The following is a 22,305-nucleotide window of genomic DNA, read 5'->3' on the forward strand; positions in this document are numbered from 1 at the left end:
CGATGCGTCCGACGTTACCGCCCACCGGCGCGTGCCACGATCCCGCGCGCCTGGGTCGTCGGGCCCACGACGGCCGGGTACCGGGGCGCTCCGACGGGCGATGTCCGAGGCGCGGTCGACCGGCGCCCCCGCGCCCGGCGGCGGTACGATGGACACGGCGCTGTCTTCACGAAAGGACCACCCCAGGATCATGACGAACACGCACTCGGCACCGGCGGACAAGAAGGTCAGGGAGACGGTCGACTTCGCCGCCGCGAACCCCGATGTCGAGCAGCCGTTCGCGGAGCTCGGGCTCAAGGAGAACGAGTACGCGAGCATCAGGGAGATCCTCGGCCGGCGCCCCACCTCGGCGGAGCTCGCGATGTACTCCGTCATGTGGTCCGAGCACTGCTCCTACAAGTCCTCCAAGGTCCACCTGCGCAAGTTCGGCGACTACGTCACCGACGACATGAAGAAGAACCTGCTCGTGGGCATCGGCGAGAACGCCGGCGTCGTCGACATCGGCGACGACTGGGCGGTGACCTTCAAGGTCGAGAGCCACAACCACCCCTCCTACGTCGAGCCCTACCAGGGCGCGGCCACCGGCGTGGGCGGCATCGTGCGCGACATCATCTCCATGGGGGCGCGCCCCGTCGCGGTCATGGACCAGCTGCGCTTCGGCGCGATCGACCACCCGGACACCGCCCGCGTGGTCCACGGCGTCGTCGCCGGGGTGGGCGGCTACGGCAACTGCCTGGGCCTGCCGAACATCGGCGGCGAGGTCGTCTTCGACTCCGTCTACCAGGGCAACCCGCTCGTCAACGCGCTCGCCGTGGGAGTGCTGCGCCACGACGACATCCGGCTGGCCAACGCCTCGGGCGTGGGCAACAAGGTCGTGCTGTTCGGGGCGCGCACCGGTGGCGACGGGATCGGCGGCGCCTCGATCCTCGCCTCGGAGTCCTTCGATGACACCAAGCCGTCCAAGCGCCCGGCCGTGCAGGTGGGCGACCCGTTCGCGGAGAAGGTCCTCATCGAGTGCTGCCTCGAGCTGTTCGCCGCCGAGGTCGTCGAGGGCATCCAGGACCTCGGCGCCGCCGGCATCTCCTGCGCCACCTCCGAGCTCGCCTCCAACGGCGAGGGCGGCATGCACATCGCGCTCGACGACGTGCTGCTGCGCGACCCCTCGCTCACGCCGGAGGAGATCCTCATGAGCGAATCCCAGGAGCGGATGATGGCGGTCGTCACCCCCGAGAAGCTCGAGGAGTTCCTCGCGATCACCACCAAGTGGGACGTCGAGACGAGCGTGCTCGGCGAGGTCACCGACACCGGCCGGCTCGTCATCGAATGGCACGGCGACATCATCGTCGACGTGCCGCCGCGCTCCGTGGCCCACGACGGCCCGGTCTACGAGCGCCCCTACCACGAGCCCTCGTGGACGGAGGCCACCCGCGCGGACTCCGTCGCCGCCGCCGGCCTCACCCGCCCGGAGTCGGACGAGGAGCTGCGCGCCACGCTGCTGAGACTCCTCGGCTCCCCCAACCTCGCCTCGAAGTCCTGGGTGACGAACCAGTACGACCGCTATGTGCAGGGCAACACCGCACTCGCGTTCCCCGACGACGCCGGCGTCATCCGGGTCGACGAGGAGACCGGGCTCGGCGTGGCGATCGCGACCGACGCCAACGGCCGCTACTGCTACCTCGACCCCGCACGCGGGGCGCAGCTCGCGCTCGCCGAGGCACACCGCAACGTCGCCACCTCCGGCGCCCGGCCGCTCGCCGTCACCGACTGCCTCAACTTCGGCTCGCCGGAGGACCCGGAGATCATGTGGCAGTTCGCGCAGGCCGTCGAGGGTCTGGCCGCCGGCTGCCAGGAGCTCGGCATCCCCGTCACCGGCGGCAACGTGTCGCTGTACAACCAGACCGGCGGCGTCGCCATCCACCCGACCCCGGTGGTCGGCGTGCTCGGCGTGTTCGACGACGTCACCCGCGCCACCCCGGCGGGCTGGAAGGACGCCGGCCAGACGATCTACCTGCTCGGCACCACCGCCGAGGAGCTCGACGGCTCGGCGTGGGCCGATGTCGTCCACGGCCACCTCGGCGGCGTGCCCCCGGAGTTCCGGCCGGACACGGAGAAGGAGCTCGCCGACATCCTCATCAACGCCTCGCGCGACGGCATGATCGACGCCGCGCACGACCTCTCCGAGGGCGGGCTCGCACAGGCCCTGGCCGAGGCGTGCCTGCGCCGCGGCACGGGTGCGCGGGTATGGCTCGACGAGGTCGCCCAGCGCGACGGCGTCGACCTCTTCACGCTCCTGTTCTCAGAGTCGACGGCACGTGCGATCGTCGCCGTCCCCCGCTCCGAGGAGGTCCGCTTCAAGGACATGTGCACCGCACGCGCCTTCCCGTTCGCGCGGATCGGCATGACCGACGCCGGTGAGGGCAACACCGGTGCGGTGCTCGAGCTCGTCGACCGCTTCACCATCCCGGTCACCGAGCTCCGCACCGCCCACGAGGCGACGCTGCCGCAGCACTTCGGCTGAGAGGCGGGCGCGGCGGAGGCTGCTGCTCTCGAGCTCGAAACGCCCATCGACCTGCCGCTTTTGCTCGGAACGCCCATCGACCTGCCACTCGTGCTCGAATCCGGACGTGGATATCGAGCACGAGTGACAGGTCGATGCAGGTGCAGCGCCGTTGAACTGAGCTGCGCTGCGACTCGGCCGTAGGCTCAGTCCTCAGCGCGGCCGTAGGTGATCTTGGCGCTGCCGGTCCGGGACGAGATGGTGCCCTCGGGCAGCCGGCGCCTCCGCCCCGGGCTGTCGTCGGCAGCGCTCGCGTCCACCTCGTCGACGTAGGGGTCGGCCATGACCGGCACTTCGTCGGCAGCCTCGGGATCGACCACCGTGTCCGAGGTGTCGTGCTCGTCCTCGTCCTGCCGGCGCGCGTACTCCTCGGGCGGGAGGACCTTCTTCCAGTGCCGGGTGCGCATGGGCGGCAGCTCGCCGGCGTCCTCACGCAGCGCGCGGTACAGGGCGTACATCTGGAAGTAGCCCATGATGAAGAACGGGAGCCCGACGAGGATGATCGTCTTCTCGAGCGCCTCGAGCCCGCCGGTGCCGGAGAACACGAGCAGGGTGGCGGTGATGATGCCGATCGACAGGGCCCAGAAGATGCGCTGACCGAGCGGGTTGAAGTCCTCGTGGCCGTTGGCCATGGTGTCGGTGATGAGCGCTGCGGAGTCGACCGAGGTGACGAAGAAGACGACGACGAGCACGATCGCGACGATGGATACGAAGAACGGCAACGGGTAGTGCTCGAGGAACGCGAACAGGGCTCCCGGGATGTCGCCGTCGGTGACCACGCGGTCGACGAGGCCGCCCTCGCCGTTGAGCTCGATGTCGAACGACGCGAAGCCGAAGATCCCGAACCAGATCACCGAGAAGCCGGCGGGCACCGCGAGCACACCGGACACGAACTGGCGGATGGTGCGGCCCTTGGAGATCCGGGCGATGAAGATCCCGACGAACGGCGACCAGGTGATGGTCCACGCCCAGTAGAAGACGGTCCAGCCGCTCTGCCAGCCGGTGTCGGCGAAGGTGTCGTTCCACAGGGCGAGCTCGGGCAGGTTGACGAGGTAGCTGCCGAACGCCTCGATCGTGCCCTTGAGGAGGAACAGGGTGGGGCCGGCGATGACGATGAAGATCAGCAGGCAGATGGCGACGATGATGTTCGCGTTCGACAGCACCTTGATGCCCTTGTCGAGACCGAGCGACACGGAGATCAGCGCGACGCCCGTGACGACGCCGATGATGATGAGCTGCCAGCCGGCGTTCTCCGGGATGCCGAACAGCTGCGACAGACCGCCGTTGATCTGCAGGGTGCCCAGGCCGATCGACACGGCGATGCCGAACACCGTGCCGACGATCGCGACGATGTCGATGGTCTTGCCGATCGGGCCGTGAATGCGCTCGCCGAGGATGGGCTGGAAGATCGAGCTCACGCGCGGCGGCAGGTTGCGCTTGTGGATGAAGTAGGCGAAGCACAGGGCCGGCAGCGTGAAGATCGTCCAGGTGTGGAGCGTGAAGTGGTAGAGCGTGAAGTTCATCGCGTCGACGGCCGCGGCCGGGGTGCCGGCCTCAATCCCGAGCGAGGCTCCGCGCGGCGGCTCCCCGAAGTGGCTGATCGGCTCGGCGACACCCCAGAACATGAGGATCGTGCCGATGCCGGCGGCGAACAGCATCGAGAACCAGGCGAGGCCGCTGTGCTCGGGCGGCTCATCGTCGGGCCCGAGCTTGACCCGCCCGAACCGGCCGACGGCGATGAAGATCAGGAAGGCGAGGAAGATCGTGACCCCGAGGATGTAGAACCACCCGAACTGCGCGAGCAGCCAGTCGGAGGCGGAGGTGACCGCGGCGTCGAGCGGTTCGGTGAAGGCGATCGTCGCGATGACGAAGAGGACGATCACCCCCGCGGCACCGAAGAAGATCGCCGGCGAGGTGCGCAGGCGCAGGGTGTCGTGCAGTCGGGTCAGCATCGGGCTCGTCTCCTTGAGTCTGGTGCGGGGACTGCCGAGGCGTGCTGCGACGCCCACCCCGGGGACGGCCCGGGCCCCGGACCGCGCATTCAAGGCTACTGAATGGTCACGGCGATGCAAGCGCACAAGGGCACCTGCCGAACCCAGCGGGCGGAACCCGCGCCGCGCCGCCGACCCGGTGTAGCACGGCAGTTCTCCAATGCAGCTCTTTCTGCCCAGAGCCATGGATTCTCACCTGGTTCCCCTTCGTTGCGAGTGAATTCAGCTGTTGATCCGCGAAACTGCTGCATCCCGTCATGAGGCCATCCGCAGAGCAGGGGGTGCGCGGGAGAGTCCCGGTCGATACGGAGTGCGGTTGTCATCTGCGCCGATGTCCGGGATGCGCGCCCGGTCACAGGAGAGCGCACTTCGGGTCACAGGGCGCACGCACCGGGCGGCCTCGTCCACAGGACGCCGCGCAGGATTCCCGGGCATGGCATCCGACGCCACCCTCGACCCATGACTCTCATCGCCTCCACCCGCTGGCTCCGCTCGATCGGGATCCGTGACGCCGCGCTCGGATCCGCGCGGAAGTGCTGCTTCTCGGTCGTCCTCACCGGTGTCGGAATCATCACCCGTGACTGCCCCGCTCACCCCTCGATCTCCCGGCTCCTCACCGCCGCGGACCGCGAGGTGCACCGCGTCCTGCGCACCATTCCCGCCTATGAGGTCGAAGCGCTCAAGCGCCGGATCCTCCTCGAGGCCTTCGACCTCACCGCGCACGGGCTCGCAGCCTCGTCCTCCGGAGTGCCGGTGCTGTCGCACACCTCGGCGGCGCAGGTGCTCGGCCTCGCGTTCGCGGTGCCCGCGGAGCCGGTCGTCGAAGCACAGCGGGAGGGCCGACGATTCACCAATCGTCGCCTCCGGCTCCATCCGCTCGCCGCACCGGAGCTCCATCGGGTCCGCGCACCCGCCCGTGGACTGCTCCGCCCCGGCGCGCTCTCCGGAGCAGAGCCGGACGAACCGGATGTCCATCTGCCCGAGGGGTTCATCCCGCTTCCCGGTTCGGCTCCCGGCACCGTGCGGCCGGCGCGGTCCCGAGCGGTGACGAGCGTCCCGTGGACAGTGCTCGACGTCGCGCTCGAGCACGGACTCGACCTCGGATTCCCGATGGCCGAGGACGCGCTCCACCGTGGCCTGCTCACCCCGGCCGAGCTGCGGGAGGCGCAGGTACTGCATCCCCACGGTCACCGACGACGCGCGCTGCGCCTCCTCGTCGAGCTCGCCTCTGCAGTCTCGGAGAGCGCCGGCGAATCACTGACGAAGCTGCGGCTCCACCAGATCGGGCACCTGGCCCGCTTCGAGCAGCAGGTCGAGGTGTACGACGAGGAGGGGTTCATCGCCCGTCTCGACTTCGCCGACTCCGCGTCACGGACGGCCGTCGAGTTCGACGGACACGAGAAGTACCACCTCGCCGGGGACCCGCACGCAGCGCTGAGGCGTCAGTGGCGCAAGGAGCAGCGGCTGCGGAAGCTCCGGTGGTCGGTGCACCGCGTCGAATGGGCCGAGCTGTTCGACCTCGACCGCTTCATCGCCGCAGTCCTCTGAGCGCCGGCACCCCGCCCCGCACATTCCGCCTCGATGCAGCTCATCCTGCAAGCGACAATCGAGTATCCGCCCGCAGAGGCCGGCCGGGCGGATATTCGGTCGGCTCCCGCAGAAACAATCGCATCCACCCGGAGGTCCCCGGGTGGGCCGGCGTTCGTCAGCGGGCGGCGATGTGGGCGAAGATGCGCGCCATCGCGATGATGAAGACCTCGATGGCGAGGCCGACGAGGCCGACCGCGAAGCCGACCATCGCACCGCCCCAGAGCGTGCCGGCGATCCCGCCGAGCACGGCGAGCACCATGACGGCCGGCATCGCGCGGACATAGATCATCGCCGCCTGGTGCCCGAGCTGCCAGGCCTCCGGCGAGCGCAGGGTCGCCGAGGTGCGGATCCCGCCGCTGCCCTCAGGCCCGAGGCGACCGTCGGCGGCGGCCTTGATCGGCCGATGGACCACGACGCCCAGGGCCACCACGGCAACGAACAGCACGAGGAGCCCGGCCAGCGCCCCGAGCCCGAGCCCCGGGGCCTCGGGGACACCGAGGGCGAGCGGTGCGGCTGCGGCGCTCACTGCGGACGCACTCGCGACGGGTGGCCCGGTCACCGCTCACCCTCCGCATTTCCGGCAGGAGACGAACCACCCTCGGCGAGTCCGAGCACGTCGAGTGTCCAGGCGAAGTCGAAGGCGGTCTCGCGCCACGCGTCGTAGCGGCCCGAGGCGCCGCCGTGCCCGGCGGCCATTTCCGTCTTGAGGAGGGCGTCCGCCCCGACCTCGCGCAGCCGGGCCACCCACTTGGCCGGCTCGACGTAGAGCACGCGGGTGTCGTTGAGCGAGGTGATCGCGAGGATCCGCGGGTACTTCTGCTCGGTGACGTTCTCGTACGGCGAGTAGTCCCGCATGTACGCGTAGACCTCCGGATCGTGGAGCGGGTCGCCCCATTCGTCCCACTCGATGACGGTGAGCGGCAGCTCCGGCATGAGGATCGAGGTCAGCGCGTCGACGAAGGGGACGTGCGCGCTGATCCCGGCGAACCGGTCCGGGGCCATGTTCGCGACCGCACCCATGAGCAGCCCGCCGGCGGAGCCGCCCATCGCGACCATCCGCTCCGGCACCGCACGGCCGGCGGCGATGAGGTGGTCGGCGGCGGCGATGAAGTCGGTGAAGGTGTTCGTCTTCGTCAGCGTCCGCCCCTCCTCATACCAGTGGCGACCCATCTCGCCGCCGCCGCGCACGTGGGCGATCGCGTAGACGACGCCCCGGTCGAGCAGCGAGAGCCGGGCGACGGAGAAGTACGGGTCCATGCTCGCCTCGTAGGAGCCGTAGCCGTAGAGCAGGGTCGGCGCAGGCCCTTCGGCCGGAACTGCATCGGTGCGCCACACCAGCGACACCGGGATCTCCGTGCCGTCGGCGGCGCGCGCCCACACGAGGTCCTGCTCGTAGACGGCGACATCGACACCGCCGAGCACCGGCTGCCGCTTGAGGACTGTGCGCTCCCCGCTCGCGACGTCGTACTCGAACACCACCGAGGGCGTCACCATAGAGGTGTAGCCCAGGCGCAGGCGCGGCTGCGTCCATTCCGGGTTCGCGCCGACACCCATGGTGCCGATCGGTTCGTCCGCGGCCACCTCGACCATCTCCGAGTACGGGGAGTGCGGCAGGCCCTCGAGCGAGCGCCCGGTGTGAGCGTCGGGCACGGGCTCGGATTCCGGGCGCGGCGGGACCGGGCTCCCTGCGGCGAGCGCGACGCCCGCGGCAGAGCCGTCCCGCGCCTGCCCCGCATCCGTCGCCGAGGCGCCCCGCGCCTCGGCTCCGGCCGCGTCGACACGCCGCCCGGCACCCACCTCGGCCCCGGTCTGCTCGTCCCCGCGCTGGGACTCGGCGCCGAGCCCCGAGTCCCCGCGGTCGGCGACGAGCTCCTCCGGGCTCTCGTCGCGCACGGCGATGACCCCGACCCGGGCAAAGCCGCCCTCGCGGTAGGACACGGCGAGGAACGAACGGAACGCGTCGATCTCCTCGATCCTCCTGCCCTCGATCTCCGTGAGCACGGCGCGGCCCTCGGACTCGGGGTCGCTGACGGGGACGTCGGTGATCTCGAAGTCCGCCCGGTCGCGGTTGTGGACGATGAGGAACCGGTCCTCGCCGCTGATGATCGCGTGCTCGACGGAGTACTCGACACCTTCCCGGCGCGGCCACACCGGGCGCGGGGTGCCGGTGGGGTCGAGCGCGTCGAGGTACCAGTACCCGGTGGTGATCTTCGAGGCGGTGACGAAGAAGAGGTAGCGCTCCGAACGGCTCACGCCCATCCCGACGAAGTACTTCTCGTCCTCCTCGGCGAACACGCAGACGTCGTCAGCGGCAGGCGAGCCCACGCGGTGGCGCCACACCCGGTCCGGGCGCCAGGCGTCGTCGACGGTGGTGTAGAAGACGTACTCGCCGCTGACGTCGAAGCATGCCCCGGCGAAGGTGTTCGGGATCTCGTCGGGCAGGTCCTCCCCGGTGGTGAGGTCGCGGATGCGCAGGGTGTAGCGCTCGTCGCCGGCGGTGTCCGCCGCCCAGGCCAGGCGGGTGCCGTCCGGGGACACCGAGTAGGAGCCGAGGGAGAAGAAGTCGCAGCCGTCGGCTTCGACATTCGAGTCGAGCACGACCTGCTCACCGGGCAGCTCCCCGCCCCCGCTGATGTCCGGCGGGGTCCAGTCGTCGGGACCTGACACCGGGACCCGGCAGCGCGCCGCGTAGTCCTTGCCCGCGGTGGTCCGGGAGAAGTACCACCAGTCGCCGCGGCGCACGGGCACGGAGAGGTCGCTCTCCTTCACCCGGGCGCGGATCTCTTCGAAGATGTCCTCGCGCAGACCGGCGAGGTGGTCGGTGCGGGCGGCGGTGTAGGCGTTCTCCGCCTCGAGGTGGGCGATGACCTGCGCGGACTCCTTGTCCCGCAGCCATTCGTAGTGGTCGACGAAGGTGTCGCCGTGGTGGGTGCGCTCGTGCGGCACGCGCGCGGCGACCGGCGGCGCGGGGACGGAGGCGGCAGGGGACGGGGAGTGCTGCGGTGCTGTCATACCCTCACCCTATCGAGCACCGCGGACAGCACCCGAGTTCAGACAACTCACATTGTGGCGTGGAAGAGTCGGTGGCCCGACGACGAAAGGTGAGTGCCATGGGAATCCTCAGCCGCATCCTCAACGGAGCCACGAACACCCGCGGAGGCCGCCGAGGCGGTCGCCCGATGGGCCGCAGCGGAGGGACCGGTGGCGGTCTGCTCGGCATGCTGCGCCGTGGCGCCTCCGACCCGAACACCCGCCGCAAGGCGAAGCAGGCCGTGCGCGGGCTCCGCAACCGCCGCCGCTGAGCCGCAGCGCTCCAGCGCACGCCCAGCGCCCCCCGCGCCGGGGCCGGACACCGTCCGGTCCCGGCGCGCTCGCGTTCGCGGCGCGCGCTCCTGGGCCCGAAGCGCTCGGTCCCTCACCCCAGTGCTCGTCCTTCCCCGTGTCCGTGACGCGGCGTACGGTGGATCAATGGATTGGACGGAGTAGCTCGTCGACCAGATCGACCTCCACTGGAGGACGCAGGCCCGCCAGCGGTTGACCGGGTTGAGCGACGCCGAATACTTCTGGGAGCCGGTGCCCGACGTGTGGACGCTGCGCCCACGGGCCGAGGCCCGCCCGTTCCCCACCCCTGAAGGGGACCGGATGGCCGGGGCGGGTGCGCTCGTCATCGATTTCGCCCATCCGCCGCCGGAGCCCGAACCGGTGACGACGATCGCGTGGCGGCTCGGCCACATCGTCGTCGGGGTCCTGCTCGCCCGCGTCGCCGGCCACTTCGGCGGTCGGCCCGTCGACTACTTCACCCACACCTACGCGGAGACCGCGGACAGCGCACTCGCCCAGCTCGACGATGCCTATGCGCAGTGGCTCGCCGGCATCCGCGCGCTCGACGCGAAGGCGCTCGCCGCCCCGTGCGGACCGGCCGAGGGCCCCTGGGCGGAGCGTTCGATGGCCACCCTCGTGCTCCACATCAATCGGGAGCTCATCCACCACCTGGCCGAGATCGCGCTGCTCCGCGATCTTCATCTCCGCACCACCTGACCCACGTGAGATCGCGCGGGCCCGTTCCACTGATCGGAGGTGCCGCTCGGACGAGTGGCCTCGGCACGCCGACACCGGCTCAGAGACTCTCCCGCACCCGCTGCTCGAAGCTGCGGACGTGCTCGGCGGCGATCCGCGCGGCGGCCTCCTCGTCACCGGCCGCGATCGCCCGAAGCAGGTCCTCGTGCTCGTGGACGTGGCCGGCGAGGTGCGGCAGCCGGTCGAGCACGAGGCTCCAGATCCGGGTCGCCAGGTTGTCGAGCCGCACGAGGACGTCGGCGAGGTGGGCGCTGCCGGAGGCCCGGTACACGAAGCGGTGGATGTCGAGGTCGGCGGCGAGGAGCTCGCGCCGTGTGCTGTCTGCGCCGAGCGAATCCAGCCGCTCGAGCAGGTGCTCGGCACCCGAGCGCACCTCGGCGGCGGTGTTCCGCGCAGCCCGCCGGGCGGCGACCGGTTCGAGGTGGATGCGCACCTCGGCGATCTCTGCGAGGTCAGTGATGTCGACACCGGTGGCGAAAGTGCCGCGACGCGGATAGCTCACGACGAGGTGCTCGGCCTCGAGCCGCTTGAGCGCCTCGCGCACGGGGGTCCGGCCGACGCCCAGCTCCTCGGCGATCGCCGCCTCGTTCACCGGGTCGCCGGGCCGGATGTCGAGCATGATGAGCCGATCGCGCAGCACCGCGTAGCTGTGCTCGGCGAGCGAGCGATGGCCGTTCGCCTCCGCTGTCGTCATCCCACTCCCCTTCCTCCCGGATCCCCCACCGGGAACCTTCCCGGGAACCGTTGACACCCGCCTGATCCCGATCCTATGCTGATCGCACTCTGATATATCAGTAGTCGACGCTACCTCAGCCGATCGGAGCCTGCAATGGCCGACGCTCTCCCCCAGCATCCCGATTTCCTGTGGCGCAATCCCGAACCGCGCGCCTCCTACGACGCGGTGATCGTCGGCGGCGGCGGACACGGTCTCGCCACCGCCTACTACCTCGCGGTGAATCACGGCATCACGAACACCGCAGTGCTCGAGAAGGGGTGGCTGGCCGGGGGAAACATGGCCCGCAACACCGCGATCATCCGCTCGAACTACCTGTGGGACGAATCCGCCGCGATCTACGAGCACTCGCTCAAGCTCTGGGAGGAGCTGCCTGCCGCCCTCGACTACGACTTCCTCTTCTCCCAGCGCGGGGTGATGAACCTCGCGCACACCCTGGGCGACGTCCGCGAGGGCACCCGCCGGGTGGGCGCCAACGTCCTCAACGGCGTCGACGCCGAATGGCTCGACCCGCAGCAGGTCAAAGAGCTGTGCCCGATCATCAACATCGCCGACGACCTCCGCTACCCCGTCATGGGGGCGACCTACCAGCCGCGCGGCGGCATCGCCAAGCACGACCACGTCGCCTGGGCGCTCGCCCGGCAGTGCGATGCGATGGGCGTCGACATCATCCAGAACTGCGAGGTCGAGGGGTTCCTCACCGCAGGAGACCGCGTCACCGGGGTGGAGACGAACCGTGGAAGGATCGCCACCGGCACCGTCGGCATGGCCGTCGCCGGGGACAGCTGGGACCTCGCACAGCGCGCGGGCATCCGCCTGCCGATCCAGTCCCACCCGCTCCAGGCGCTCGTGTCCGAGCTGTTCGAACCCGTCCACCCCACGGTCGTCATGTCCAACCACGTGCACGTCTACGTCTCGCAGGCGCACAAGGGGGAGCTCGTCATGGGTGCCGGGGTGGACGGCTACACCGGGTTCGGGCGGCGTGGGAGCTTCCACATCATCGAGGAGCAGCTCGCCGCGGCCGTCGAGCTGTTCCCGATCTTCGCCCGCGCGCACGTGCTCCGCACCTGGGGCGGGATCGTCGACGTCACCCTCGACGCCTCGCCGATCATCAGCCCCACCCCGCTCGAGGGGTTCTACGTCAACGCCGGCTGGGGCACCGGCGGGTTCAAGGGCACCCCGGCCTCCGGGTACACCTTCGCCCACACCATCGCCACCGGCAGCCCGCACCCGCTCAACGCGCCCTTCACGCTCGACCGCTTCGAGACCGGGCACCTCATCGACGAGCACGGCGCCGCCGGCGTCGCGCACTGACCCCACCGCCGCCCCAGCCACCTGGAGACTGCATGCTGCTCATCGAATGCCCGTACTGCGGGCCGCGCGACGAGACCGAATACCGTCACGGCGGGCAGGCCCACGTCCCCTACCCCGCCGACCCGGAGGCGCTGAGCGACCGGGAGTGGGCGGAGTACCTCTTCTACCGCGACAACCCGCGCGGCATGCTCGCCGAGCGCTGGCTCCACACCGCCGGCTGCCGCCGTTGGTTCAATACCATCCGCGACACCGAGACCTACGAGATCTCCGCCGTCTACCCGATCGGCGCCCCGCGCCCGGACACCGCGGCCGAGGCGCCACCCGGGTCCGCGGCCGCACTCTCCCCGGCGCACCACGCCAAGGGCGACCCCGCGGCCCGCGCGATCGCCTCCTCCGGCTCCCACGCCCGGACCGCCACCGCCCACACGGCTCCCGCCTCAGCGGGCTCGCCGGCCGGCGGGTCCGCCGCGGGAGACCCGGCCGCGCCCGGGGGATCCCCCGCATCCCACCCGACCTCCGAGGGAGACGAGCGATGACCCCCGCACCCGCGAACAGCCCCGCCCGCGGCCCGCACCGGCTCCCGGCCGCCGCCGTCCCGCACGCCCGGATCGACCGGGACACCGCGTTGACCTTCGAGCTCGCCGGCCGCACGCTCACCGGCCACCCCGGGGACACGCTCGCCTCCGCAGCACTCGGCGCCGGCCTCATCCGCTGCGGCGACTCCCTCTACCGGAACCGCCCGCGCGGCATCATGGCCGCCGGGGTCGAGGAACCCAACGCCCTCGTCACCGTGGCCGCCCGCCGCCCCGGCGAGGTCGACGAGTCGATGCTCACCGCCACCACGGTCGAGCTCATCGAGGGCCTACGGGCCGACTGGGTCTCCGGACAGGGCGTGCTCGACCCACGGACGGACGAGGCGGAGTACGACCACGTGCACATCCATACCGACGTCCTCGTCGTCGGCGCCGGGCCCGCCGGGCTGGCCGCGGCCCTGGCGGCCGCCCGCACCGGGGCGCGCGTCGTCCTCGCAGACGACCAGCCCGAGCCCGGTGGCGCACTGCTGTCCACCCGGGAGGAGCGGGTCGCGGGACGGCCGGCGGCGGACTGGATCTCCGCGACCGTCGACGAGTTCGACGCCGCCCCGGAATCGACCCGCCTGCAGCGCACCTCCGCCGTCGGCAGCTACGACTCGAACCATGTCGTCGCCGTGGAGAGGCGCACCGACCACCTCGCGGGCCCGGTGCCCGCCGGCGTCTCCCGCGAGCGCGTGCATCACATCCGCGCCCGGCAGGTGGTGCTCGCCACCGGTGCGCACGAGCGGCCGATCGTGTTCCGCGGCAACGACCGGCCGGGCATCGTGCTCGCCGGTGCCGCCCGCGCCTATCTCAACCGCTGGGGCGTTGCCGTCGGGCACCGCGTCGTCGTCGCGACGACGAACGACTCCGCCTACGCGGCCGCCGCGGACCTCCACGCCGCCGGGGTCGAGGTCGTCGCGCTCGTCGACTCCCGGCCCACCGCGGGCCCCGCCGCCGCCCGGGTGAGCGCCGCGCTCGGCCTCCCGGTGCACCTCGGCTCCGCGGTGACGGAGACGGCAGGCGACGCCGACGGCCACCTGTCCGGCGTCATCGTCCATGCGCTCGACGACGCGGGCGACCTGGTGGGTGAGCCGCTCGGGTTCGACGCCGATGCGCTCGCGGTGTCCGGCGGGTGGAGCCCGGCCGTGCACCTCCACAGCCAACGCGGCCCGGTCGTGTGGGACCCGAGGCTCGCGGCGTTCGTCCCGAGCACGCCGGTCCGCGACCAGCACCTCGCCGGGGCGCTCCGCGGCACCCTCGACACCGAAGCGGCGGTGGCCGAGGGGGCGAAGGCGGGTGCTCGCGCGGCCGCAGCTGCCGGATTCGCCGCCGAGGCGACGGTGGGCAGCGACGTCGGTGCGCCGCAATCGGACACCGCAGCCGCAGCAGACGCGCCGGAGTCCGATGCAACCGGCACACCGGACCAGGACACCGCCCCCGTCCGCCCGCTGTGGCTCGTCCCCGCCGGGCCGGCGAACCCCGCCGGGCCGTTCAATCCCACCGCCGGCGGTGACTTCGACCCGGCGGACCTCGACGAGCACTTCGTCGATCTCCAGCGCGACCAGACCGTCGCGGACATCCTGCGCGCCACCGGGGCCGGCATGCGCAGCGTCGAGCACATCAAGCGCTACACCTCGATCGGCACCGCGCACGACCAGGGCCGTACGAGCGGCCTCGCCGCGATCGGCGTCATCGCGCAGATCATCGGGGTGGACGGCCCGGGAGAGATCGGCACCACCCGGTTCCGAGCCCCGGCCACCCCGGTGTCCTTCGCCGCGCTCGCCGGCCGGCGCCGCGGCGAGCTGTTCGAACCCGCCCGGGTCACCTCGATCCACCCCTGGCACGTGGCCCACGGCGCGGAGTTCGAGGACGTCGGCCAGTGGAAGCGCCCCCGGTACTTCCCGCGCCCCGGGGAGGACATGGATGCCGCGGTGCTGCGCGAGTGCGCCGCCGTCCGGGAGTCCGTGGGCTTCATGGACGCCTCGACGCTCGGCACGATCGACGTGCGCGGGACCGATGCCGCGGAGTTCCTCAACCGGATCTACACGAACGGCTACACGAAGCTCGGCATCGGCAGGGCCCGCTACGGGGTGATGTGCACCCCGGACGGGATGATCTTCGACGACGGCACGGTGTTCCGGATCGCCGCTGACCACTTCGTGCTCACCACGACCACCGGCGGGGCCGCGGCCGTGCTCGACTGGCTCGAGGAATGGCTGCAGACCGAATGGCCGGAGCTCGACGTCGTGTGCACCTCGGTGACCGAACAGCTCGCCACCGTCGCGGTCGTCGGCCCGCAGTCGCGTGCGGTCGTCGGCGCGCTGGCTCCGGACCTCGACGTGTCCCGGGAGGCGTTCCCCTTCATGGCCATCGCGGACACGGTGCTCGCCGGCGGCATTCCGGCGCGGGTGTGTCGGATCTCGTTCTCCGGCGAGCTGGCCTTCGAGCTCAATGTCGAGGCGTGGCACGGCCTGGCCCTGTGGGATGCCGTCGCCCAGGCGGGCGCCGAGTTCGACATCACCCCCTACGGCACGGAGACCATGCACGTGCTCCGCGCGGAGAAGGGCTTCATCATCGTCGGGCAGGACACCGACGGCACGGTCACCCCGCAGGACGCCGGGATGGAGTGGATCGTGTCCACGAAGAAGGACTTCATCGGCAAGCGCTCGTACTCCCGCGCCGACAATCTGCGCGAGGACCGCAAGCAGCTGGTCGCCGTGCTTCCGGTCGACCGGTCCCTGGAACTGACCGAGGGCGCGCAGCTGATCGCAGCGGGCAGGGAGATTCCACCAGGGGTGCGCTCAGGGGCTGGGACGGTGTCCCCGGAAGCCCACCCGGTGCCGATGGAGGGTCACGTCACCTCCGCCTACCGCAGCGCAGCACTCGAGCGCACCTTCGGTCTGGCGCTGGTGAAGAACGGCCGGGCGCGAATCGGCGAGACGCTGCAGGCCTACCACGACGGTCGGCTCGCCGAGGTGGTCGTCGCCGAACCCGTGCTCTACGACCCTGCGGGCAGCCGGCGCGATGGGGAGGAGCAGCCGGGGAGCGGCCGGAGTGACCGGCGCGACAGTGTCCTCGACCTGGACCGGCGTCCCCGCAACGTGCGCCGGAGTCCGCTCGCCCACCTCGCCGACGTGCTCGCGCAGACCGAAGCGGCGGCCGGAGGCGCGGCCGGCGTGCGGCTCCGCGAGGTGCCGTTCCTGACGATGGTCGGGATCCGAGTGCGCCCGGGATCAGCCGGGGCACGCGCCATCGAAACGGCCGCGGGCCTCCCCCTTCCCGCGACGGTCGGTCGGGTGACCGGCACCGCTCCCGAGGCGGCGGGCGTCTCACTCACGTCCGGCACGTCAGGGGCCGGTTCCGCTCCCGAGGCGGCGGGCGTCTCACTCACCTCCGGCACGTCAGAGGCCGGTTCCATTCCCGAGGCGGCGGGCGCCGTGGCGGGTTCCGGTCCGGCCGGAACGGCGCGGGGCGCAGAGCACTGGGCTCGCGCCTCGGGAATGGCGATGATCTGGCTGGCGCCCGACGAGTTCCTCGCGGTCGCCGGCCCGGACCAGCCGGTGGCCGAGGTGCTGCGCACCGCGCTCGGCGAAGCGCCTGGCTCGGTGGTCGAGCTGTCGGCCAATCGCACGGTCATCGAGCTGGTGGGGCCGCAGGCGCGGCAGGTGCTGCAGAAGGGCTGTCACGTCGACCTGCATCCGCGGGCCTTCCCCGTGGGCGCGGCGGTGTCGACGCTGCTGGGACCGGTCCAGCTCATCGTGTGGCGGACGGGCGAGGACAGGTACTGGCTGATGCCGCGGTCGTCCTTCGCGGACTATCTGGCGGGCTGGCTCCTCGACGCCGTGCGAGAATTCAATCCGACGCCGGAAGGAGCTTGACCATGTCGGACCACACTGAGCACATTCTGACCTTCGCCTGCCCGGAGAAGCTGGGCATCGTCCACTCGATCACCGAGGTGCTCGTCCAGCAGCGCCAGGAGATCATCGACCTCAAGCAGTTCGGCGACCGGAATTCCCAGCGCTTCTTCCTGCGCGTGCACTTCGCCTGCGAGGGTGGTTCGGCGGTGTCGACACAGGCGCCGCGGGAGGCATTCGCGCCCCTGGCGGAGCAGTACCGGGCGTAGCTCACGGTGGAGCCGAAGGGCCGGAAGCGGCGCGTGCTGCTCATGGTGTCGAAGTCCGAGCACTGCCTCAATGACCTGATGTTCCGCGCCCGCGTGGGCGAGCTGCCGATCGAGGTCGTGGCCGTGGTGTCCAATCACGACGATCACCGCGACCTCGTCGAATGGCATGGGATCCCCTACCACCACATCCCCGTCACTCCGGCCACCAAGCCGCAGGCCGAGGCGGAGCTGCTGAAGCTGCGGGAGCGGTACGACGTGGAGCTCGTGGTGCTGGCCCGGTACATGCAGGTGCTCAGCAGCCGGCTCGTCGAGGACATGGCGGGCGAGGTCATCAACATCCATCACTCGTTCCTGCCGAGCTTCAAGGGCGCCCGTCCCTACCACCAGGCGTACGAGAAGGGTGTGAAGACCGTCGGCGCCACCGCCCACTACGTCAACGCCGAGCTCGACGAGGGCCCGATCATCGCTCAGCAGGTGGTGGAGGTCGACCACACCTTCGACGCCGCCGACCTCGCCGCCGCCGGCCGCGACACCGAGCGCAAGGCGCTGGCGAACGCGGTCAAATGGCACTGCGAGGGGCGTGTCTTCCTCAACGGCAACCGGACTGTGGTGCTGAAGCAGGCCCGGCGCTCAGCACCCGGTCGTGCTGAGCGCCCGAATCAGGCGTCGATGACGACGGCAGTGATCAGCGGCGCCCTGCGGTAGGCGCGCTCCAGGTGGCGGCTCACGGTGTCGACGATGAGCTTCTCGAGCTCGTCGATGTCGTCGATCTTCGACGCGTCAGGCGAGGCGAGGGCCTTCTTGACCTTCTCCGCGGCGCCCTTGAAGATCTGCGGGTCCTGGATGAAGCCCTTGGTCATGAACTCGAGCGGTTCGGTGAGCGTGTTCGTGTCGGGATCGACGATCGCCACGATCGTCACCGCGCCGCCCTCCTGGAGCAGCCTGCGCTCGACGAGCGTCTCCTCGGTGACCTTGCCGACCATGTGGCCGTCCACGTAGACCAGCCCGGCCTCGACCTTGCCCGAGACCTTGGCCTGGCCCTTGACGAGATCGACGGTGGTGCCGTCGCCGACGACGAGCACGCGCTCACGCGGCGCCCCGGTCCTCGCGGCGAGCTCGGCGTTGGCGTGGAGGTGCTTCGACTCCCCGTGCACCGGCATCACATGCTTGGGTCGCACGATGTTGTAGCAGTAGACGAGCTCTCCGGCCGAGGCGTGACCGGACACGTGGACCTGGGCGTTGCCCTTGTGCACGACCTTGACTCCGAGGTCGGTGAACTTGTTGATGATTCCGTAGATGGCGTTCTCATTGCCGGGGACCATCGAGCTGGCCATCAGGACGGTGTCGTCCCGATCGAGCTTGATCTGGTGGGTCCCGGACGCCATGCGCGACAGCGCCGCCATCGGCTCACCCTGCGAGCCGGTGCACACCAGCGCGATCTTGTTGTCGGGCATCGACTGCAGCTTCTTGAAGTTCACGATCAGGCCGCGCGGGATCTTCAGATATCCCAGCTCACGGGCGATGCCCATGTTCCTGACCATCGAGCGGCCCACGAACGCGACCTTCCGACCACTGGCATGGGCGGCGTCGAGGACCTGCTGGATCCGGTGGACGTGGCTGGCGAAGCTGGAGACGATGATCCGCTTGGGAGCGGTGGCGAACACCTTCTCGATCGCGGGGTTGAGCTCGCGCTCGGAGACGGTGAAGCCGGGCACCTCGGCGTTGGTGGAGTCGGTGAGGAAGAGGTCGACACCCTCCTCGCCCAACCGAGCGAAATGCCGCAGGTCGGTGATCCGGTTGTCCAGCGGGAACTGGTCCATCTTGAAGTCGCCGGTGTGCAGCACGAGCCCGGCACGAGTGCGGATGGCCACAGCAAGGCTGTCCGGAATCGAGTGGTTGACCGCGACGAATTCCAGCTCGAAGGGTCCGACCTTGTGGGTGTCCTCGGCCTCGACGTGGACGGTGGAGGGAGTGATCCGGTGCTCGGTGAGCTTGGCCGTGATGAAGGCCAGGGTCAGCTGCGAGCCGATCAGCGGGATGTCCGGCCGCTCCTTGAGCAGGTACGGCACTCCGCCGATGTGGTCCTCATGGCCGTGCGTGAGCACGATGCCCACCACATCCTGGAGCCGGTGGCGGATGGAGGTGAAGTCGGGCAGGATCACGTCGATGCCGGGCTGGTGCTCTTCGGGGAACAGCACCCCGCAGTCGACGATGAGGAGCTTGCCCTCGTGTTCGAAGACGGTCATGTTGCGCCCGATCTCACCCAGGCCACCCAGCGGGGTGATCCTCAGGCCCCCTGGTGTGAGGGCGGGCGGGGACGTCTGCTTGCGGGAGGAACGAGCCAAAGAATCACGCTTTCATCATCGGTGGGGAAACAGTGGGGTGGTGCAATGTCTTGGGACCCGCGGCCGGCCGAAGAGTGAGCGCCGAGCGGGAAGTCTGCATCGATCTTACCTGCGACCGCCGGTCGAGAGTTCAGGAGTGGTGATTCTGCAGACCTCGCTCCCGCATGCCTGTTCCGAGTCGCTCCATTGCGGGGTGTGACGTCGTGTGAAATCGGGCGTCAGCATGTGACGGCCTTCACGTCGGAGCACCGCGTTTCGTGCTGATCTGGTCCTACCCACGAAAAACCTAGCCGGGTAACCGGGTTGAAGGAGACAGACATGTCCGCAGGAATTCGCACTTCGCACGCCGGGTCGCTGCCGCGCACCCCCAAGCTCATCGATGCCAACGCCGCCAAGGCTGACGCAGCGGTGTCGGACGCAGAGTTCGGCGACCTCCTCGAAGCCAGCGTCGTCGACATCGTGCAGAAGCAGAAGGATCTCGGCATCACCGAGCCGAACGACGGCGAGTTCGGCCACGACATGGCCGCGCAGTTCGACTACGGCGCGTGGTGGCACTACTCCTTCAACCGCACCGGCGGCCTGAAGATCTCAGGCCAGGGCCTGTGGGAGCTGCCCGCCCAGCGGAGCGAGCCGGGCAACGTGCGCCTGACCAGCTTCCAGGACCGTCGCGACCGGAACCTCTTCCCCGCCGCCTACAGCGATCCGACCGCCGGCACCGACACCGGCACACAACCGGGGTTCCCGCAGGCCGTCGGTCCGATCTCCTACATCGGCCACGAACAGGTCAAGCGCGACATCGCCAACGTCAAGAAGGGCCTGGAAGCCGCCGGGTACGACCCTGCCCGCGGGTTCCTCAACTCGCTGTCGCCCGCCTCGGCGGCGCGGATCGAGAACAAGCACTATGAGAGCTATGAGGACTTCGTGTGGGCCTGGGCCGACGTTCTCCGCGAGGAGTACCTGGCGATCACCGAGGCGGGCCTCATCGTGCAGATCGACGACCCCTCACTGGCGGAGAACTTCGACCAGATCAACCCCGAGCCTTCGATCGCGGACTACCGCACGTTCACGCAGCTGAGCATCGACGCCCTCAACCACGCCCTGCGCGGCATCGACCCGCAGCAGGTCCGAATTCACACCTGCTGGGGATCCTGGCATGGACCGCACGTCACCGATCTGCCGTTCTCGGCGATCGTCGATCAGGTCCTGACCATCAACGCTGCCGGGATCACCTTCGAGGCGGCGAACGTACGTCACGAGCACGAGTGGAAGATCTGGCAGGAGACGACTCTTCCGGATGGCAAGTACATCATCCCCGGCATCGTGTCCCATTCGACGAACGTCGTCGAACACCCCGAGCTCGTCGCCGATCGGATCACCCGATTCGCAGAGCTCGTCGGGCCCGAGAATGTCGTCGCCTCCACCGACTGCGGTCTGGGCGGACGCGTCCACCCGGAGATCGCGCTGGCCAAGCTCGAGTCGCTGACGCAGGGCGCGGAGATCGCCACGCAGCGTCTGCGCCAGCGGGCTGTGGTCTGACGGGCAGCCGCTGTCGCGGGTCTGAATCCCACGGCAGCGGCGCAGCGCCTGAGGCGGCGGCCGGAGTTCTTCTCCGGCCGCCGCCTCAGGCGTTGCGGGTGGTGTCAGCTCTTCCGGGGTTCGGTCGCGACCCCGGCACGCTGGGTCGAGACTGAAGTCCCGAAATCCAAGAATCGATCTCGGGACTTCAGTCTCGACTGAGGACAGGGCCGGTAGCCTCAGGAACGCAGCCCAGCGGATGCGGTCCTGGCACTGCTGTCGACACTGGCGCGGCTGCCGGCACCAGCACTGCTGCCGACGATGGCACTGCCCGGGTTGCTGCTGTCAGCAGCGACGCCGTTGCCGGCACCGCAGCCCACGCTGAGCCGCGCCACGATTCCCGCCCGCAGATGTGGAATCAGGTGCTCGCCCCAATCCTGGACGTCCCCGAGCTGATCGAATCCGCGGATCAGGAAGTTCTGCACTCCCAGATGCCAGTACTCGAGCAGCGAGTCGGCCACCTGCTGGCCCGTTCCCACATGACCACTCGAGTTGCCCTGCGGCCCCATGAGCTTCGTGATGCCGAACCACAGTCGCTCGTCGTGGACGTCGCGCTGGTGGGCCAGACGCTGCAGTCGATCGGCCGACTCCGCTGTTCGCTCGTCGGAGGCCTTGTGCCGCAGCCGCAGCGGATTGTCCTCGGCGCCGGCGGCCTTGTTGTGCGCCGCCTGCTCAAGGTAGGCCTCGGCTTTGGCCCATGCCTCATCCTCCGTCACCCCGACGACCGGACGGGTCGACATCGAGAACGACAGCCCGTGGTTGCCGGTGCGCTCCGCGACGGCGCGGATCGCAGCAATGCGATCAGCGACCTGTGCTTTCGGCTCACCGAACAGGGCATAGACATCGGCGTGCTCGCCGCCGACTCGCACCGCATCCTCCGACAGCCCGCCGAACCACAGCGGGATGCCGCCAGGGTGGACGGGGTGCACCGCGCTGTTGGCGTCGGCGACTCGGTAGAAGTCTCCGGCGTAGTCGAAGGGCTCGGACGAGTTGAGGGCCTTCCGCAGCACCTGCATGAATTCGGCTGTTCGGGAATAGCGCTCGGGCTTGGTCGAATAGTCGCCGTCGCGGGCCTGCTCGGCATCGGAGCCGCCGGAGATGTGGTGGACCGCGACCCTGCCGCCACCACTGAGGTGGTCGAGCGTGGCGAGCTTCCGTCCGAGGACGGTGGGTGCCACGAAACCGGGCCGGTGGGCGATGAGCACGCCGAGGCGTTCGGTCGCCTGCAGCACCGCCGAGGCGATCGCGAACCCGTCGGGGGACGCTGAGGAGTATCCGATGAGGACCCGGTCGAAGCCGGCTTCCTCGTGGGCACGTGCGAAGTCCCGAATCCATCCGGGATCGACGGCCGGACCGGTGACCGGGTCGGTCTCCGAGCCTCGCTGGGACGAGATCATTCCGAGGATTTCTGCCATTGTCGTCTCC

At 70.1% G+C, this 22,305-nt stretch carries 13 protein-coding genes and 3 pseudogenes; 10 read left to right on the forward strand and 6 right to left on the reverse strand.

Annotation, left to right across the window (positions count from 1 at the left end; all coding sequences use genetic code 11):
• Positions 1–190: 190 nt before the first annotated feature.
• The gene (purL, locus tag AB0I45_RS08220) at positions 191–2,518 is read left to right on the forward strand and encodes a phosphoribosylformylglycinamidine synthase subunit PurL (RefSeq protein WP_137318784.1); all 2,328 of its coding nucleotides are present in this window, start codon (positions 191–193) and stop codon (positions 2,516–2,518) included.
• Positions 2,519–2,703: 185 nt separating this feature from the next.
• Here purL and AB0I45_RS08225 read toward each other — a convergent pair whose 3' ends face one another.
• Positions 2,704–4,509 carry a BCCT family transporter gene (locus tag AB0I45_RS08225; protein WP_345029463.1) on the reverse strand — a complete coding sequence of 602 codons (1,806 nt, stop codon included), beginning with the start codon at positions 4,507–4,509 and terminating at the stop codon, positions 2,704–2,706.
• Positions 4,510–5,007: 498 nt separating this feature from the next.
• Here AB0I45_RS08225 and AB0I45_RS08230 point away from each other — a divergent pair, with 498 nt between their 5' ends.
• On the forward strand, positions 5,008–6,096 hold the full coding sequence (locus tag AB0I45_RS08230; protein WP_345029461.1) for a hypothetical protein: 1,089 nt from the start codon (positions 5,008–5,010) through the stop codon (positions 6,094–6,096).
• Positions 6,097–6,253: 157 nt separating this feature from the next.
• Here AB0I45_RS08230 and AB0I45_RS08235 read toward each other — a convergent pair whose 3' ends face one another.
• On the reverse strand, positions 6,254–6,664 hold the full coding sequence (locus tag AB0I45_RS08235) for an SdpI family protein (protein ID WP_345029459.1): 411 nt from the start codon (positions 6,662–6,664) through the stop codon (positions 6,254–6,256).
• Between the two features lie 29 nt (positions 6,665–6,693).
• Positions 6,694–9,150, reverse strand: a complete 2,457-nt coding sequence (locus AB0I45_RS08240) for a S9 family peptidase (RefSeq protein ID WP_345029457.1) — start codon at positions 9,148–9,150, stop codon at positions 6,694–6,696.
• A 98-nt stretch (positions 9,151–9,248) separates the two neighbouring features.
• Between AB0I45_RS08240 and AB0I45_RS08245 the strand changes: the two genes are divergently transcribed.
• Positions 9,249–9,440 carry a hypothetical protein gene (locus AB0I45_RS08245; RefSeq protein ID WP_345029455.1) on the forward strand — a complete coding sequence of 64 codons (192 nt, stop codon included), beginning with the start codon at positions 9,249–9,251 and terminating at the stop codon, positions 9,438–9,440.
• A gap of 196 nt (positions 9,441–9,636) precedes the next feature.
• A complete protein-coding gene (locus AB0I45_RS08250; protein ID WP_345029795.1) occupies positions 9,637–10,176 on the forward strand; it encodes a DinB family protein in 540 nt (179 codons plus the stop codon).
• Positions 10,177–10,255: 79 nt separating this feature from the next.
• On the opposite strand, the gene AB0I45_RS08255 is transcribed toward AB0I45_RS08250, so the two are convergent.
• Positions 10,256–10,909, reverse strand: coding sequence for a GntR family transcriptional regulator (locus tag AB0I45_RS08255; RefSeq protein ID WP_345029453.1), 654 nt, complete (start codon positions 10,907–10,909; stop codon positions 10,256–10,258).
• Positions 10,910–11,044: 135 nt separating this feature from the next.
• Between AB0I45_RS08255 and AB0I45_RS08260 the strand changes: the two genes are divergently transcribed.
• The 5 genes and pseudogenes from AB0I45_RS08260 to purU all read left to right on the forward strand — a co-directional run.
• Positions 11,045–12,262 carry a sarcosine oxidase subunit beta family protein gene (locus AB0I45_RS08260; RefSeq protein ID WP_345029451.1) on the forward strand — a complete coding sequence of 406 codons (1,218 nt, stop codon included), beginning with the start codon at positions 11,045–11,047 and terminating at the stop codon, positions 12,260–12,262.
• 32 nt (positions 12,263–12,294) lie between these two features.
• Entirely contained in the window at positions 12,295–12,798 is a 504-nt protein-coding gene (locus AB0I45_RS08265; RefSeq protein ID WP_345029449.1) for a sarcosine oxidase subunit delta family protein, read from the forward strand.
• Positions 12,795–15,866 (forward strand): annotated as a pseudogene (locus AB0I45_RS08270) (FAD-dependent oxidoreductase); the annotation flags it as partial. The gene AB0I45_RS08265 and the pseudogene AB0I45_RS08270, both read left to right, overlap by 4 nt.
• A gap of 483 nt (positions 15,867–16,349) precedes the next feature.
• Positions 16,350–16,715 (forward strand): annotated as a pseudogene (locus AB0I45_RS08275) (sarcosine oxidase subunit gamma family protein); the annotation flags it as partial.
• A 2-nt stretch (positions 16,716–16,717) separates the two neighbouring features.
• Positions 16,718–17,578: pseudogene (gene purU, locus AB0I45_RS08280) on the forward strand (formyltetrahydrofolate deformylase); the annotation flags it as partial.
• A gap of 41 nt (positions 17,579–17,619) precedes the next feature.
• Here purU and AB0I45_RS08285 read toward each other — a convergent pair.
• Positions 17,620–19,206 (reverse strand): ribonuclease J, encoded by a 1,587-nt coding sequence (locus AB0I45_RS08285; protein ID WP_254668923.1) that lies wholly within the window; start codon positions 19,204–19,206, stop codon positions 17,620–17,622.
• A 417-nt stretch (positions 19,207–19,623) separates the two neighbouring features.
• Here AB0I45_RS08285 and AB0I45_RS08290 point away from each other — a divergent pair, with 417 nt between their 5' ends.
• A complete protein-coding gene (locus AB0I45_RS08290; protein ID WP_137318774.1) occupies positions 19,624–20,841 on the forward strand; it encodes a cobalamin-independent methionine synthase II family protein in 1,218 nt (405 codons plus the stop codon).
• 218 nt (positions 20,842–21,059) lie between these two features.
• On the opposite strand, the gene AB0I45_RS08295 is transcribed toward AB0I45_RS08290, so the two are convergent.
• The gene (locus AB0I45_RS08295) at positions 21,060–22,295 is read right to left on the reverse strand and encodes an LLM class flavin-dependent oxidoreductase (protein ID WP_345029446.1); all 1,236 of its coding nucleotides are present in this window, start codon (positions 22,293–22,295) and stop codon (positions 21,060–21,062) included.
• Between the last annotated feature and the right edge of the window lie 10 nt (positions 22,296–22,305).

It is taken from the genome of Brevibacterium sp. NPDC049920, from assembly GCF_040656435.1.
Lineage (GTDB): Bacteria > Actinomycetota > Actinomycetes > Actinomycetales > Brevibacteriaceae > Brevibacterium > Brevibacterium pityocampae.